Consider the following 15,301-nt stretch of genomic DNA (forward strand, 5'->3'; position numbering starts at 1 on the left):
ATTATAAGTCGCCCCTCACCGCCCTGCCGCCCGCGCAGGGGAACCCCGGGCCGCGGGCGGCGTTCAAGGCGGCGGCGCCGGCCCGGGCGCCAAAATCGGCGATTGCGCCCGCCACCCCGCTGCCGGCGCGGGGCCATGGGCACTTCCCCTTATAATTGACGGTTTCCGCATCCATTTTTCGGCAGACTCCACCCATGAGCGACAGCACGCTAGCGAAAAGCTTCGAGCCCCAGACGATCGAGGCCCACTGGGGCCCCGAATGGGAGCGCCGCGGCTACGCCGCCGCGACTTTCACGCCCGGCCGCAACAACTTCTCGATCCAGTTGCCGCCGCCCAACGTCACGGGCACGCTGCACATGGGCCATGCGTTCAACCAGACGATCATGGACGGCCTTGCGCGCTATCACCGCATGCTCGGCGACAACACGCTGTGGGTCCCCGGCACCGACCACGCGGGCATCGCCACGCAGATCGTGGTGGAGCGCCAGCTCGACGCCCAGAAGATTTCGCGCCACGACCTCGGCCGCGAGAAGTTCGTCGAACGCGTCTGGGAGTGGAAGCAGAAGTCGGGCTCGACCATCACGAACCAGGTCCGGCGCCTCGGCGCCTCGATCGACTGGTCGCGCGAGTACTTCACGATGGACGACAAGATGTCGGCCGCCGTGCGCGACGTGTTCGTGCGCCTCTACGAACAGGGCCTCATCTACCGCGGCAAGCGCCTCGTGAACTGGGACCCGGTGCTGCTCACCGCCGTCTCCGACCTCGAAGTGGCGAGCGAAGAGGAAGCGGGCAGCCTGTGGCACCTGCGCTACCCGCTCGCCGACGGCTCGGGCCACCTGACCGTGGCCACCACGCGCCCGGAAACCATGCTGGGCGACACGGCCGTGATGGTTCACCCGGAAGACGAGCGCTATGCGCACCTGATCGGCAAGCGGGTGAAGCTGCCGCTCACCGAGCGCGAAATCCCCGTGATCGCCGACGAATACGTGGACCGCGAGTTCGGCACCGGCGTCGTGAAGGTCACGCCCGCGCACGACTTTAACGACTATCAGGTGGGCCAGCGCCACGGCCTGCCGATGATCGAGATCCTCACGCTCGACGCGAAGATCAACGACAACGCACCCGAGAAGTACCGCGGCCTCGACCGCTTCGAGGCCCGCAAGCAGGTGGTGGCCGACTTCGAGGCGGCCGGCCTGCTCGAATCGGTGCAGCCGCACAAGCTGATGGTGCCGCGCGGCGACCGCACGGGCGTGGTGATCGAGCCGATGCTCACCGACCAGTGGTTCGTGGCGATGAGCAAGCCGGCGCCCGAGGGCACGTTCAACCCGGGCAAGTCGATCGCCGAAACCGCGCTCGACGTGGTGCGCAGCGGCGAGATCCGGTTCGTGCCGGAAAACTGGACCACCACCTACTACCAGTGGCTCGAAAACATCCAGGACTGGTGCATCTCGCGCCAGCTCTGGTGGGGCCACCAGATCCCGGCGTGGTACGGCGAAAACGGCGAGATCTTCGTTGCGAAGAGCGAGGAAGAGGCGCGCGCGCAGGCGCAGGCCAGCGGCTACCAGGGCGCGCTGCGGCGCGACGAGGACGTGCTCGACACGTGGTTCTCCTCCGCGATGGTGCCGTTCTCGTCGCTCGGCTGGCCGCAGGAGACGCCGGAACTGAAGGCGTTCCTGCCCTCCTCCGTGCTCGTGACCGGCTTCGACATCATCTTCTTCTGGGTGGCGCGCATGGTCATGATGACCACGCACTTCACCGGCAAGGTGCCGTTCGGCACCGTGTACGTGCACGGGCTCGTGCGCGACGCCGAAGGCCAGAAGATGTCGAAGAGCAAGGGCAACACGCTCGACCCGATCGACATCGTGGACGGCATCGATCTGGAAGCCCTCGTCGCCAAGCGCACCACGGGCCTCATGAACCCGAAGCAGGCCGCCAGCATCGAAAAGAAGACGCGCAAGGAGTTCCCGGACGGCATTGCCTCGTTCGGCACCGATGCGCTGCGCTTCACGATGGCCTCGATGGCCACGCTCGGCCGCAACGTGAACTTCGACCTCGCGCGCTGCGAGGGCTACCGCAACTTCTGCAACAAGCTCTGGAACGCCACGCGCTTCGTGCTGATGAACTGCGAAGGCCACGACTGCGGTTTCAGCAAGCCCGGCGACTGCCAGCCGGGCGACTGCGGCCCCGGCGGCTATACGGACTTCTCGCAGGCCGACCGCTGGATCGTCTCGCTCCTGCAGCGCGTGGAAGCGGAGGTCGCGAAAGGTTTCGCCGACTATCGCTTCGACAATGTGGCCAATGCCCTGTACAAGTTCGTTTGGGACGAATACTGTGACTGGTATCTGGAGCTCGCGAAGGTGCAGATCCAGACGGGCACGCCCGAGCAGCAGCGCGCCACGCGCCGCACGCTCCTGCGTGTGCTGGAAACGGTGCTGCGCCTCGCGCACCCGGTGATTCCGTTCATCACCGAAGCGCTGTGGCAAAAGGTGGCGCCGCTTGCCGGCAAGTATCCGCAAGGCGCGGCCGAGGGCGAAGCCTCGATCATGATGCAGCCCTACCCGGTGGCCGAGCCGAAGAAGATCGACGAAGCCGCCGAGCAGTGGGCGACCGACCTGAAGGCCCTGATCGATGCATGCCGCAACCTGCGCGGCGAGATGAACCTCTCGCCGGCCACGCGGGTGCCGCTTCTCGTGACGGGCAACGGCGAGCGCCTCGCGAGCTTCGCACCGTATGCGCAGGCGCTCGCGCGCCTCTCGGAGGTCCAGATCATCGCCGATGAAGCCGCGCTCGACGCCGCTTCGGCAGGCGCGCCGGTTGCTATCGTAGGAACGGACAAGCTGGTGCTGAAGGTGGAGATCGACGTGGCCGCCGAGCGCGAGCGGCTCGGCAAGGAAATCGCCCGCCTCACGAACGAAGTGACGAAGTGCAATGCCAAGCTGGGAAATGACAGTTTTGTTGCAAAAGCGCCGCCGGCCGTGGTTGAACAGGAGCAGAAAAGGCTGGCAGAATTCCGGGCTACGCTGGAGAAGCTGACCGCCCAGCTGGCGCGGCTGCCCGCCTGAGCATCGAACGAGTGGCAAGGCAAGAGGCAACGGAATGGCAACCGCGTAAAAACCGGGGGGGCAACCGGAAGCTGAGGGGCGATCCGGCCACAGAACAGGACCAGGACTAAAGACATGCTAAAAGTTACAAAGGCGGTATTTCCGGTAGCGGGCCTCGGCACGCGCTTCCTTCCCGCCACCAAGGCGAGCCCGAAGGAGATGCTGCCGATCGTGGACAAGCCGCTGATCCAGTACGCCGTCGAGGAAGCGGTGGCGGCCGGGATCACCGAGATGATCTTCGTGACCGGGCGCAGCAAGCGCGCGATCGAGGATCATTTCGACAAATCCTACGAGATCGAGGCGGAGCTCGAGGCGCGCGGCAAGGCGAAGCTGCTGGAACTGGTCCGCAACATCAAGCCGAGCCATGTCGACTGCTTCTACGTGCGCCAGCCGGAGGCGCTGGGTCTCGGCCACGCCGTGCTGTGCGCGGAAAAGCTCGTGGGCGACAACCCGTTCGCCGTGATCCTCGCGGACGACCTGCTCTACGGCACGCCGCCCGTCATGCAGCAGATGGTGGAGGTGTTCGACCACTACCATAGCTCGGTGCTCGGCGTGGAAGAGATTCCGCCCTCGGAAACGCGCTCGTACGGCATCGTGGACGGCAAGGAGTGGGAAGACTCGATCGTCAAGCTTTCCGGCATCGTCGAAAAGCCGGCGCCCGAAGTCGCGCCGTCGAACCTCGGCGTGGTGGGCCGCTACGTGCTCAAGCCGCGGATCTTCGACCACCTGCGCTCCATCAAGCCGGGCGCGGGCGGCGAGCTGCAGCTCACCGACGCGATCCAGTCGCTGCTCGCCGACGAACAGGTGCTGGCGTACAAGTACCACGGCACGCGCTTCGACTGCGGCAGCAAGCTGGGCTATCTGAAGGCGACCGTGGAATTCGCGCTGCGCCACCCCGAGGTGGCCGCCGAATTCGCCGACTATCTGCGCACGCGCAAGCCGACGATGGAGGGCTAAAGCGCCCGCCCGGCTGCGCCCGCCGCCGAAAGCAAAATGGCCCGCAATTGCCTATTGCGGGCCATTTTTTTGCATTGCCGTCTTTCGCAAAGGCGCCAGGCGGCAAAGCACTCGACTTCTGCACTGAACTTCAGCGCCGGCGCATCAAAAACACGAACGTCTTGTCCTGCTGCGTAATCTCGACGATCTCGTTGCCGGTCTGCTTCGCGAACGCGGCGAAATCGCGCTGCGAGCCGGGGTCGGTGGCGAGGACCTTGAGAATCTGGCCGCTTTCCATATCGGCGAGCGCCTTCTTGGCGCGCAGGATCGGCAGCGGGCAGTTCAGCCCGCGCGCATCCACTTCCTTGTGAACCTGAATCTGCATCGGGGTTGGATCCTTCGGGGGAGGCGCCATACGCGGCGCTAGCGACAAGCGCTAATTCTACCGCAGGCGCGCGCACCGCTCAGGGCGCCGCCCGCGAGCCCCCGCGCCCGCACCCGCGCTCAAAGCGTGACGGCCTGCCCCGTCTGCAAAGACTGGCGCAGCGCCTGGCCGATGCGCGTCGCCTCCAGCGCATCCTCCAGCGTCGCCCCCTGCGCGGCGGCCGCCGCACTGTCGCCCTGGCCAGCCTGCCCGCCCATGCGCGCCTGCACTGCCGCCACGAAGGCCTGGGCCTCCACGAGGAACGCCTCTTCGAAGCGGTCGAAGAAGGTGGGCGTGCATTCGCTACGCACGCCGTGCGCGTCGTAGATCTCGACGCGGTTCGTGCGCGGAATATGCCCGATCGCGAGCGCGCCGGCCGTGCCGATCACCTCGCTCGACGTATCGTTGCCGTGCGCCATCGTGCGCGACGCATAGAACATGGCCAGGCCGCCGCCTTCGAACTCGCAGATCGCCACGCCGTTGTCCACGTCGCCCGCCGCGCGCAGGCCGTCGTGCAGCGCCACGGTGCCGCTCGCGTAGACGCGCGTGGCGCGCGGCTTGCCGAGAAGCCAGCGCGCCACGTCGATGTCGTGCACCGTGCAGTCGAGGAAGATGCCGCCCGAGGTGGGCGCGAAGCGCACGAAGAAACCTTCGGGATCGTTGAGGTCGCAAGTCTGCGAGCGCACGAGGAATGGCCGGCCGATCGCGCCCCCGCGCACCTTCGCGTGGGCATCCTGATAGCTCGGATCGAAGCGCCGCATGAAGCCGATCGTGACTTGCTGGCCGTCGTAGCGCCGCGCTTCGGCCACCACGCGCTCGCATTCGGCCACGTCGAGCGAGAGCGGCTTCTCGCAGAACACGTGCTTGCCCGCGCGCAGCGCTTCGACGATCTGTTGCGCATGCAGCGCCGAGGGCGTGACGAGCCACACGGCATCGAGCGCGTCGTCGGCCAGCATCGCGGCGTAGTCCGCGTAGCGCCGTGCCTCGGGCAAGGCCTCGCGCGCCCAGGCGAGATCGTCTTCGAGCGGGCTGCACGCCGCCGCGAGCGTGGCGCCCGGCACGCGAAAAGCCAGGTTCTGCGCATGGCGCCGCCCCAGCCGCCCCAGTCCCGCCACGCCCACGCGCAACGGCCGGGCACGCTGCCCGGGGTGTTCTGCTGCCTGCATCCTGCTTCTCCTCCAGTACCTTGCTTGACGCGTGGATTGACGCATAGCCGGACCGCACGGGCGGTCCGCTGCCGGGTGGCGCGAGCGAGCCCGCCGCCGCCTGGGATGTGTGCCGCCGTGGCGTTAGCCGCCCACCTTCACCACCCGCCCTTCGCGCCACGACAGCGCCGCGGCTTCGGCCAGTTCGAGCGCCTTCAGGCCGTCCGCGACCGTCGTGCGCACCGGCCTGCCATTCGTCACCGCGTCGTGAAAATGCGCCATTTCGCTCGCATAGGCCGCGCGGTAGCGTTCGAGGAAAAACGCCTCGGGCACGTCCTGCGACACCGCCTGCCTCGACCAAGCCACCACCTCCGTGGGCTTCATGTTGCCCGCCTGCAGCATGCCCTCGCTGCCGAGAATCTCGAAGCGCTGGTCGTAGCCGTAGGCCGCGCGCCGCGCCGTGTTGATCTGGCACAGGCGCCCGCGCTTCGTGCGGATCGTCACCGCGGTGGAATCGATATCGCCCGCTTCGGCAATCGCCGGATCGGAGAGGCAACTGCCCGTGGCGTGCACCGTGTCGGCTTCGTCGGCGAGAATCCAGCGGAAGATGTCGAAGTCGTGGATCAGCATGTCCTTGAAGATGCCGCCCGAGTGCTTGATGTACTCGACGGGCGGCGCGCCCGGATCGCGGCTCGTCACCACCAGCATTTCCGGCGTGCCGATCTCGCCCGCGTCCAGCCGCGCCTTGAGCGCGGCAAAGGTAGGATCGTAGCGGCGCTGGAAGCCGATCATCGCCACCACGCCCGCGCGCGCCACCGCGTCGGCGCACAAGCGCGCCCGTTCCACGGTGAGATCCACGGGCTTTTCGCAGAAGATATGCTTGCCCGCCGCCGCCGATTTCAGAATCAGTTCGGAGTGCGTATCGGTACTCGAGCAGATCACCGTCGCGCCGATCGACGCGTCGCCGAACGCGCCGTCCACGTCGGCCACCTGCGCGCCGTGCTGCGCGGCCAGCGCCGCGGCGGCCTCGCGATTCACGTCGATCACGTACTTCAGGCGCACGCCGGGCTGCCGCGCGAGATTCGCCGCGTGTATGCGCCCGATGCGGCCCGCGCCGAATACGGCTACGTCCAGCGTCTTGCCTGCTTGTTCAGTCATCGTATCCTCCAGTATCGGTCGATTCTTCGACGTTCAGTTCGAGCCGGTACGCAAGCGCGATGAAGAGCGCCTGGCACAGGCAGAAAGTGCTCGTGAGCGAGCGGAACGCAAACGCGCTCCCCTCTTTCACGTAAAGCAGTGCGTTCGCGTGGCGCGCGAGCGGCGAAAGCTGGCTGTCGGTGATGACGAGGGTTTTCGCGTGGTGCTGCTGCGCGACGCGCAGGCAGTACTGCGTCTCCTTGCCATACGGTGCGAAGCTGATGGCGATCACCACGTCGCCCTTCTTCACGCTGCGGATCTGCTCGTGATACATGCCGCCGAGGCCGGAGACGAGATGCACGCGCTTTCTCGTGTGCTGCAGCGCATAGACGATGTAGCTCGCCACCGGAAACGAACGCCGCACGCCGATCACGTAGATGTTGTCGGCGGCTTCGAGCATCTGCACGGCTTCGTCGAACTGCGCGTCGTCGAGGCCCGCCTCGAGTTCGTCGAGACCGCTGCGGCATGCGCCGATGAATTCGCGCGCCACCGCGCCGCCCAGATCCGGGCTCGCCTTGCCTTCCTTCTCGTCGATCAGCTGGCGGATGCGCTGCTGATAGCTCGTTGCCGACGCGCCCTGCCCCGCATAGGCCTGGCGGAACACGGCCTGCAGGTCCGAAAAGCCGGAGAAGCCAAAGCGCTGCGCGAAGCGCACCACGGCCGAGGGATGCACGCCGCAGCTCGCCGCGATGTCGCTCGTGCGGTCCATCATCACGCTCGCGCGGTTCTGCTCGATGTAGGTGGCGACGCTCTTCAATTGCCGCGGCAGCGCCTCGTAATCGTGCGCGATGCGCTGCATCAATTCCTCGACGCCCGGTGCGGCATCGGTTGTCTCTTCCGTCATGGTCGGTTTTCCTCGCTCCTTGCCGCAATGCCGCAAAACCCTTGCCGGGCGCGGCTTTCACGGCATGTCGACGCTGCCGATTATAGGAAGCTCCGCACGCAAATGGAACAGATTTTCCATTTTTATTTGCAATGAAATTTCTGTTGCATCCTGTTCGCCGATCGCCTAATCTTGTCGATGAGCGGGACGGCATGGACTCGCGAAGCCGTCCGGTTCATCCCTAAAAACGAAAGACCGAGAAAGGTGGAGACAATGACTCAACGCAAGGGCAAGGCAAGGTTTGCGCGGCTCGCCGCGGCGCTCGCACTCGCAACAGGCCTCGCCGCCGCAGGCACGCCGGCGGCCCAGGCGGCCGACGCGCACTTCGTGCTGATCAGCCACGCGCCGGATTCGGATTCGTGGTGGAACACGATCAAGAACGCGATCAAACAGGCCGACGAAGACTTCAACGTCGAAACCGACTACCGCAATCCCCCCAACGGCGACATCGCCGACATGGCACGCCTGATCGAGCAGGCCGCCGCACGCAATTACGACGGCGTGATCACGACCATCGCCGATTACGACGTGCTCAAGAGCTCCATCAAGAAAGTCACCGACAAGCACATTCCGCTCGTGACGATCAACTCCGGCACCGAAGAGCAGAGCCAGCAACTGGGCGCGATCATGCACGTGGGCCAGCCCGAGTACGTGGCGGGCCACGCCGCCGGCGAAAAGGCCAAGGCCGCGGGCGTGAAGTCGTTCCTGTGCGTGAACCACATCGCCACCAACACGGTGTCGTTCGAGCGCTGCCGCGGCTTTGCCGACGCCATCGGCGTGGACTACAAGACCTCGACGATCGACTCGGGCCAGGACCCGACGGAAATCCAGTCGAAGGTGAGCGCCTACCTGCGCAACCACCCGAACACGGGCGCGATCCTCACGCTCGGTCCGGTGCCGGCGGCCGCATCGCTCAAGGCCGTTCAGCAGATGGGCCTCGCGGGCAAGATCTACTTCTGCACGTTCGACTTCTCCGACGACATCGCCAAGGCGATCCAGGCCGGCACGATCCAGTTCGCCATCGACCAGCAGCCGTATCTGCAGGGCTATATCCCGGTGGCGGTGCTCGCGATCGTGAAAAAGGATCACACCACGGACCCCGTGAAGATCCGCCAGATCCTGCAGGCCAATCCGAAGTTCCAGCAGCGCCTCGAAACCTATGGCCTGCAGCCGTCGTACGGTCCGCGTGACATCCGCTCGGGCCCGGGCTTCATCACGAAGGAGAACGTCGACAAGGTCATCAAGTACGCAGGCCAGTACCGTTGATCGGGTAGCGCCCGCTTCACCCGCATCGATGTAAAGCAGTCCTGTTTTTCGTCAGCCACGCGCGGCGACGGTTCGCCCCTCGCGATATCCGCTTCGCCCTTCGCTCACCGCGCCGCGCGCTCTTTCACCGGTACGCCGCCACTGCGCCCCTGCCCCGTTGCACCTTGCAGCCGGGCGGCGCACCGGGTATCAGACATTGCATGGGATTCAGGCCGGCGCCAGCGCACCGGCCCCGATCCACAAAGGAGACATCATGGGTGTAGCCGGCAAACACTTCCCCTCGCATCCCCAGGACGGCAGCGCGCAGGACGGCGCGACGCCGCCGCCGGCGGGGACCGGCGCCGCGGACGAACGCGTGCGCCGCGAATCCTGGTTCGGCCACCTGCTCGGCCGGCCCGAATTCGCCGCGATTTCCGGCACCGTGCTCATCTTCGCCGTGTTCGCCATCGGCGCGGGCGGCTCGGGCATGTTCGACCTCGACGGCGTGATGAACTGGTCGCAGGTCGCCGCCTACCTCGGCATCCTCTCGGTCGGCGCGTGCCTGCTCATGATCGCGGGCGAGTTCGACCTTTCCATCGGCTCGATGATCGGCTTCGCCGGGATGATGGTCGCCATTCCGACCATGTACTTCCACTGGCCGATCGCGCTCTCGATCCTGTTCGCCTTCGTGGGCTGCATCGCGCTCGGCGCGCTCAACGGCTACCTCGTAATGCGCACGCGCCTGCCCTCGTTCATCGTCACGCTCGCGTTCATGTTCATCCTGCGCGGCCTCACGCTCGCGCTCTCGATCATGTTCGCCGACCGCACCATCGTCTCCGGCGTGGGCGACGTGGCCAAGGAAGACTACCTGACCAACCTGCTCTTTCACGGCACCGCGTTCAAGGGCCTCTTCGTGACGCTCGCGCACATGGGCATCGTCAAGATGCTCGACAACGGCCAGCCGCTCGTGCCGGGCGTGCCCAAGGTGATCCTGTGGTGGTTCGTGCTCACCGCCATCGGCGCGTTCGTGCTCGCCAAGACCCGCTACGGCAACTGGATCCTCGCCGTGGGCGGCGACGCCAACGCCGCCAAGAACGTGGGCGTGCCCGTGAAGCGCATCAAGATCTCGCTCTTCATGCTCACCGCGTTCTGCTCGTGCCTCTTTGCCGTGCTCCAGGTGTGCGACATCGGCTCGGCCGCCGCCGACCGCGGGCTGCAAAAGGAATTCGAAGCCATCATCGCCGCGGTGATCGGCGGCACGCTCCTCACGGGCGGCTACGGCTCGGTGATTGGCGCCGCATTCGGCGCGCTGATCTTCGGCGTCGTGCAGATCGGCATCACCTACACGAACATCGATTCGGACTGGTTCCGCGTGTTCCTCGGCATGATGCTGCTCATGGCCGTGCTGTTCAATCACTATGTGCGCCGCCGCGTCGCGCAGTCGTAATCCGGAGGCTCCCATGTCCGATACCACCACCGCCGCATCCCCCGACACCATCCTCGCGCTCGAAGACGTGAGCAAGTATTTCGGCAAGGTCATCGCACTGAACGGCGTGACGCTGCGCCTGAAGCGCGGCGAAGTGCACTGCCTGCTGGGCGACAACGGCGCGGGCAAATCGACGCTCATCAAGACGCTCGCGGGCGTGCACCAGCCCACTTCGGGCCAGTACTTCGTCGACGGCAAGCCCGTGCGGTTCGAGTCGCCCAAGGACGCGCTCGACCTCGGCATCGCCACCGTCTATCAGGATCTCGCGCTCGTGCCGCTGCTGTCCGTCGCGCGCAACTTCTTCATGGGCCGCGAGCCGCAGAAGAAACTCTTCGGATTCCTCAACGTGATGGACCTCGATTCGAGCGCGAAGATCGCGAAGGACCGTCTTTCCGAAATGGGCATACATGTGCGCGACCCGCACCAGGCCATCGGCACGATGTCGGGCGGCGAGCGCCAGTGTCTCGCCATCGCCCGCGCGATCCACTTCGGCGCACGCGTGCTGATCCTCGACGAACCCACGGCCGCGCTCGGCGTGAAGCAGAGCTTCAACGTGCTCAAGCTGATCCACGCCGCGCGTGCGAAAGGCATCTCGGTGATCTTCATCACCCACAACGTCCACCACGCCTACCCCATCGGCGACTCGTTCACGCTGCTCAATCGCGGCCGCTCGCTCGGCACCTATACGAAAGAGACCATCAGCAAGAACGAAGTGCTCGACATGATGGCGGGCGGCGCGGAGATGCAGAAGATGATCGCGGAACTCGACGGCGCGACCATCTGAGCGCGCGGCACGACGGCACGAATTCAACAGGAATGCATATGGCAATCACCCGTTCCCCCGCCACGGCGGCCGGCAGCACAACGAGCCGCTTCGCGCCCGGCAAGACGCGCGACATTGTCTGCCTCGGCCGCCTCGGCGTGGATCTCTATGCGCAGCAGGTGGGCGCGCGTCTGGAAGATGTCTCGACCTTCGCGAAGTATCTGGGCGGATCGTCGGCGAACATTGCGTTCGGCTGCGCACGGCTCGGCCTCGAATCGGCCATGCTCACGCGCGTGGGCGACGATCACATGGGCCGCTTTCTCGTCGAAACGCTCGCGAAGGAAGGCTGCGACACGAGCCACGTGCGCGTGGATCGCGAACGCCTCACGGCACTCGTGCTGCTCGGCATCAAGGATCGCGACACGTTCCCGCTCATCTTCTACCGCGAGGACTGCGCCGACATGGCCGTCGATGCATGCGACTTCGACGAAGCGTTCATCGCCTCCGCCAGGGCGCTCCTCATCACCGGCACGCACTTTTCCACCGCGCAGGTGAACCGCACGAGCCTCACCGCGCTCGACTACGCGCGCCGCAACAACGTGCGCACGGTGCTCGACATCGACTACCGGCCCGTGCTGTGGGGCCTCACCGGCAAGGCCGACGGCGAGACGCGCTTCGTCGCGAGCGAAGGCGTTTCCGCGCATCTGCAGCGCATCCTGCCGCTCTTCGATCTCGTGATCGGCACGGAAGAGGAGTTCCGCATTGCGGGCGGCAAGGAGTCGCTCATCGACGCTCTCGCGCGCGTGCGCGAAGTGACCGACGCCACGCTGCTCGTCAAGCGCGGGCCGCTCGGCTGCCAGATCGTCGAAGGCGCGGTGCCCGCCTCGCTCGACGCGCTGCCGATACAGCGCGGCGTGGAAGTGGAAGTGCTCAACGTGCTCGGCGCCGGCGACGCGTTCGCCTCGGGCTTCCTCTCGGGCTGGCTGCGCGATGCGCCGCTCGACGCCTGCGCGAGCGCCGCGAACGCATGCGGCGCGCTCGTCGTGTCGCGCCACGGCTGCGCGCCGGCCATGCCTACCCCGGCCGAACTCGACTACTTCCTGCGCGAAGCCGCCGCGGACCCCGAGCGCATGCGCCGCCCCGACCGCGACGCGACGCTCGCCCGCCTGCATCGCGTGACGCCCGCGCGCACGCCGCGCGACGAAGTCCTCGGCTTCGCGTTCGACCACCGCAACCAGTTCTTCGACCTCGCGCAGCAAACCGGCGCGGACGAAACGCGCATTGCGAAGCTGAAGAACCTGTTCGTCGAAGCGGTCGCGCAGACCGAACGCTCGCTCGACCTGCAAGGCCGCATCGGCGTGCTGATCGACGACCGCTATGGCCAGGACGCCCTCAACGCCGCCACCGGGCGCGGCTGGTGGATCGGCCGCCCGGTGGAGCTGCCCGGCTCGAACCCGCTCGTCTTCGATCATGGCCGCTCGATCGGCACGACGCTCGCTTCCTGGCCCATCGGCCACACGGTGAAATGCCTCGTGCAGTTCCATCCCGACGATCCCGTCGAGCAGCGCATCGAGCAGGAGTCCCAACTTCGTGCGCTTTACGACGCCGTGCAGGCAAGCGGCCACGAGTTGCTGCTCGAAGTGATTCCGCCGAAGCGCGACGGCGTGCCGAACGCGCCCGACACGATCTATCGCGCGCTCAAGCGCCTCTACAACATCGGCATCTATCCCGAGTGGTGGAAGCTCGAACCGGTGGATGCCGCGCAGTGGCAGGCCATCGACGGGCTGATCGCCGAACGCGATCCGTACTGCCGCGGCGTGGTGCTGCTCGGCCTCTCCGCGCCGGTCGATCAGTTGGTGGAGAGCTTCCGGCTCGCCGCACGGTCGGCGACGTGCCGCGGTTTCACCGTGGGCCGCACGATCTTCTACGAACCGAGTCTCGCATGGCTTGCCGGCGAGATCGGCGACGACGAACTGATTGCCCGCGTGCGCGGCACCTTCGAAACGCTGATCGCCGCGTGGCGTTCGAGCCGCGCGAGCGCACCCGCCGGCGACCCGGCCGCGGCGCTCGCGCGCGAGGAGAAAGCAGCATGAACCAGCGCATCGTTCCCGCCGCGCAGGACACTCACCCGGGCCACGCGGGCGCACAGCACGCCGCGCCCGGCCCCACCGTGCGCCTGACCGCCGCGCAGGCGCTCGTGCGCTATCTCGCCGCGCAGCGCGTGGCCTGCGAGGACGGCTCGGGCCGCACCGAACCGCTCTTCGGCGGCGTCTTCGCGATCTTCGGCCACGGCAACGTGGCCGGGCTTGGCGAAGCGCTCTATCAATGGCGCCACGAACTGCCGACGCTGCGCGCGCACAACGAGCAGGCGATGGCGCACAGCGCGATCGCCTACGCGAAGGCCCATTTCCGCCGCCGCATGATGGCCGTGACGACCTCGATCGGCCCCGGCGCGACGAACCTCGTGACGGCCGCCGCGCTCGCGCACGTCAACCGTCTGCCGCTCCTCCTGCTGCCCGGCGACATCTTCGTCTCGCGCGAGCCCGACCCGGTGCTGCAGCAGATCGAGGACCTGCACGACGGCGGCCTCTCCGCCAACGACGCGCTCAAGCCCGTCTCGCGCTACTTCGACCGCATCGTGCATCCCGCGCAACTGCTCACGGCCCTGCCGCGCGCGCTGCGCGTGCTTACCGACGCGGCGCTGTGCGGCCCCGTCACGCTGGCGCTGCCGCAAGACGTGCAGGCCACCGCGTGGGACTACCCGGCGAGCTTCTTCACGCCGCGCCTCGTGAACTTCCACGCGCCGGCCCCGGTGCAGGCCGAGATCGACGCCGCGCTCGCGCAGCTCGCGCGCGCGAAGCGGCCGTTGATCGTCGCGGGCGGCGGGGTGCTGTATTCGCACGCCTCGGACGCCGTGCAGGCGCTCGCAGCGGCACGCGGCATTCCGGTGGCGGAGACCCAGGCCGGCAAGGGTGCGCTCGCGTGGGACGATCCGCTCAACGTGGGCGCGCTCGGCGTTACGGGCTCGCCCGCCGCCAACGCGCTCGCGCACGAGGCCGACTGCATCCTCGCGGTCGGCACGCGGCTGCAGGACTTCACCACCGGCTCCAATTCGCTCTTCCAGCATGCTCACGTGATCGGCGTGAACGCCAACGGCTTCGACGCGCTCAAGCACAACGCGCTCACGGTGCAGGCCGATGCCCGTCTCGCCGTCGAAGTGCTCGGCGAAGAACTGGCGGACTGGCGCGCCGAGGCCGACTGGACCGCGCGCGCCCTGTTGCTGGCAACCGGATGGCGCGAACGCGTCCAGCAGCTCACGCACTCGTCGGAGGAGCGCAATACGCTGCCCTACGACGCCGACGTGATCGGTGCCGTGCAGCGTTCGTCGAGCCGTTCGCCCGACGACGACATCGTCGTCTGCGCGGCCGGCACGCTCCCCGCCGAACTCCACAAGCTCTGGCGCGCGGGGCGGCCCGGCGCCTATCACGTCGAGTACGGCTACTCGTGCATGGGCTACGAGATCGCGGGCGGCCTCGGCGCGAAACTCGCGCGGCCCGAACGCGAAGTCATCGTGATGGTGGGCGACGGCAGCTATCTGATGATGAACAGCGAGATCGCCACCTCGGTGATGCTCGGTGCGAAGCTCATCATCGTCGTGCTCGACAACCGCGGCTATGGCTGCATCAACCGCTTGCAGCAGGCCTGCGGCGGCGCCCCGTTCAACAACCTCTTCGACGACTGCGCGCAGGGGCCGCTCGGCGCACCGCGCATCGACTTCGCCTCGCATGCGCGCTCGCTCGGCGCCCAGGCGGAGCACGTCGCGAACGTCGCCGAACTCGAAGCGGCCATGCAGCGCGCACGCGCCGCCACGCGCACCTACCTCATCAGCATCGACACCGACCCGGCCCGCACGACCGAAGACGGCGGCTGGTGGTGGGAAGTGGCGGTGCCCGAGGTCTCCGCGCGCACGGCGGTACGCGAAGCACGCGAACGCTACGACGAACGTCTCGCCCTGCGCAGCCGCCGCGAAGAACCGGCGGCGGACGCGGACGACGACGCGCAGGATGACGCGCAGGACGGCGGCCAATGACGCCGGCAATGGTCATGGCAACTGCGGTGGT

11 protein-coding genes are annotated in these 15,301 nt (G+C 67.1%); 7 read left to right on the forward strand and 4 right to left on the reverse strand.

What is annotated here, in order from left to right; translation table 11 throughout:
• Positions 1-194: 194 nt before the first annotated feature.
• Together BFE01S_RS31525 and galU are read left to right on the forward strand one after the other, a co-directional pair.
• Entirely contained in the window at positions 195-3,062 is a 2,868-nt protein-coding gene (locus tag BFE01S_RS31525) for a valine--tRNA ligase (RefSeq protein ID WP_028228936.1), read from the forward strand.
• A gap of 114 nt (positions 3,063-3,176) precedes the next feature.
• A complete protein-coding gene (gene galU, locus BFE01S_RS31530) occupies positions 3,177-4,058 on the forward strand; it encodes a UTP--glucose-1-phosphate uridylyltransferase GalU (RefSeq protein ID WP_028228937.1) in 882 nt (293 codons plus the stop codon).
• Between the two features lie 130 nt (positions 4,059-4,188).
• Here galU and BFE01S_RS31535 read toward each other — a convergent pair whose 3' ends face one another.
• The 4 genes from BFE01S_RS31535 to BFE01S_RS31550 all read right to left on the reverse strand — a co-directional run bounded on the left by BFE01S_RS31535 (position 4,189) and on the right by BFE01S_RS31550 (position 7,647).
• Entirely contained in the window at positions 4,189-4,416 is a 228-nt protein-coding gene (locus BFE01S_RS31535) for a sulfurtransferase TusA family protein (RefSeq protein ID WP_028228938.1), read from the reverse strand.
• A gap of 125 nt (positions 4,417-4,541) precedes the next feature.
• The gene (locus BFE01S_RS31540) at positions 4,542-5,627 is read right to left on the reverse strand and encodes a Gfo/Idh/MocA family oxidoreductase (RefSeq protein WP_042339210.1); all 1,086 of its coding nucleotides are present in this window, start codon (positions 5,625-5,627) and stop codon (positions 4,542-4,544) included.
• A gap of 123 nt (positions 5,628-5,750) precedes the next feature.
• Positions 5,751-6,764, reverse strand: a complete 1,014-nt coding sequence (gene iolG, locus BFE01S_RS31545; RefSeq protein WP_028228940.1) for an inositol 2-dehydrogenase — start codon at positions 6,762-6,764, stop codon at positions 5,751-5,753.
• Positions 6,757-7,647, reverse strand: coding sequence for a MurR/RpiR family transcriptional regulator (locus BFE01S_RS31550; RefSeq protein ID WP_028228941.1), 891 nt, complete (start codon positions 7,645-7,647; stop codon positions 6,757-6,759). The genes iolG and BFE01S_RS31550 overlap by 8 nt, the downstream gene beginning before the upstream one ends.
• Before the next feature lie 252 nt (positions 7,648-7,899).
• Between BFE01S_RS31550 and BFE01S_RS31555 the strand changes: the two genes are divergently transcribed.
• The 5 genes from BFE01S_RS31555 to iolD all read left to right on the forward strand — a co-directional run bounded on the left by BFE01S_RS31555 (position 7,900) and on the right by iolD (position 15,270).
• Entirely contained in the window at positions 7,900-8,952 is a 1,053-nt protein-coding gene (locus BFE01S_RS31555) for a sugar ABC transporter substrate-binding protein (RefSeq protein WP_028228942.1), read from the forward strand.
• Between the two features lie 253 nt (positions 8,953-9,205).
• The gene (locus BFE01S_RS31560; protein WP_028228943.1) at positions 9,206-10,378 is read left to right on the forward strand and encodes an ABC transporter permease; all 1,173 of its coding nucleotides are present in this window, start codon (positions 9,206-9,208) and stop codon (positions 10,376-10,378) included.
• A gap of 13 nt (positions 10,379-10,391) precedes the next feature.
• On the forward strand, positions 10,392-11,201 hold the full coding sequence (locus tag BFE01S_RS31565) for an ATP-binding cassette domain-containing protein (protein ID WP_028228944.1): 810 nt from the start codon (positions 10,392-10,394) through the stop codon (positions 11,199-11,201).
• Between the two features lie 32 nt (positions 11,202-11,233).
• The gene (locus BFE01S_RS31570; protein ID WP_028228945.1) at positions 11,234-13,273 is read left to right on the forward strand and encodes a bifunctional 5-dehydro-2-deoxygluconokinase/5-dehydro-2-deoxyphosphogluconate aldolase; all 2,040 of its coding nucleotides are present in this window, start codon (positions 11,234-11,236) and stop codon (positions 13,271-13,273) included.
• Positions 13,270-15,270 carry a 3D-(3,5/4)-trihydroxycyclohexane-1,2-dione acylhydrolase (decyclizing) gene (gene iolD, locus BFE01S_RS31575; protein WP_028228946.1) on the forward strand — a complete coding sequence of 667 codons (2,001 nt, stop codon included), beginning with the start codon at positions 13,270-13,272 and terminating at the stop codon, positions 15,268-15,270. The genes BFE01S_RS31570 and iolD overlap by 4 nt, the downstream gene beginning before the upstream one ends.
• Positions 15,271-15,301: the final 31 nt, after the last annotated feature.

It is taken from the genome of Paraburkholderia ferrariae NBRC 106233 (assembly GCF_000685035.1).
Taxonomy (GTDB): domain Bacteria; phylum Pseudomonadota; class Gammaproteobacteria; order Burkholderiales; family Burkholderiaceae; genus Paraburkholderia; species Paraburkholderia ferrariae.

What these genes read in the sequence shown, in the direction of transcription:
- BFE01S_RS31565 (WP_028228944.1), top strand. Translation starts at nt 10,392, where the DNA reads ATGTCCGATACCACCACCGCCGCATCCCCCGACACCATCCTCGCGCTC.
- BFE01S_RS31550 (WP_028228941.1), bottom strand. Translation starts at nt 7,647, where the DNA reads ATGACGGAAGAGACAACCGATGCCGCACCGGGCGTCGAGGAATTGATG.
- BFE01S_RS31525 (WP_028228936.1), top strand. Translation starts at nt 195, where the DNA reads ATGAGCGACAGCACGCTAGCGAAAAGCTTCGAGCCCCAGACGATCGAG.
- BFE01S_RS31540 (WP_042339210.1), bottom strand. Translation starts at nt 5,627, where the DNA reads ATGCAGGCAGCAGAACACCCCGGGCAGCGTGCCCGGCCGTTGCGCGTG.
- BFE01S_RS31570 (WP_028228945.1), top strand. Translation starts at nt 11,234, where the DNA reads ATGCATATGGCAATCACCCGTTCCCCCGCCACGGCGGCCGGCAGCACA.
- iolG (WP_028228940.1), bottom strand. Translation starts at nt 6,764, where the DNA reads ATGACTGAACAAGCAGGCAAGACGCTGGACGTAGCCGTATTCGGCGCG.
- BFE01S_RS31555 (WP_028228942.1), top strand. Translation starts at nt 7,900, where the DNA reads ATGACTCAACGCAAGGGCAAGGCAAGGTTTGCGCGGCTCGCCGCGGCG.
- BFE01S_RS31560 (WP_028228943.1), top strand. Translation starts at nt 9,206, where the DNA reads ATGGGTGTAGCCGGCAAACACTTCCCCTCGCATCCCCAGGACGGCAGC.
- galU (WP_028228937.1), top strand. Translation starts at nt 3,177, where the DNA reads ATGCTAAAAGTTACAAAGGCGGTATTTCCGGTAGCGGGCCTCGGCACG.
- iolD (WP_028228946.1), top strand. Translation starts at nt 13,270, where the DNA reads ATGAACCAGCGCATCGTTCCCGCCGCGCAGGACACTCACCCGGGCCAC.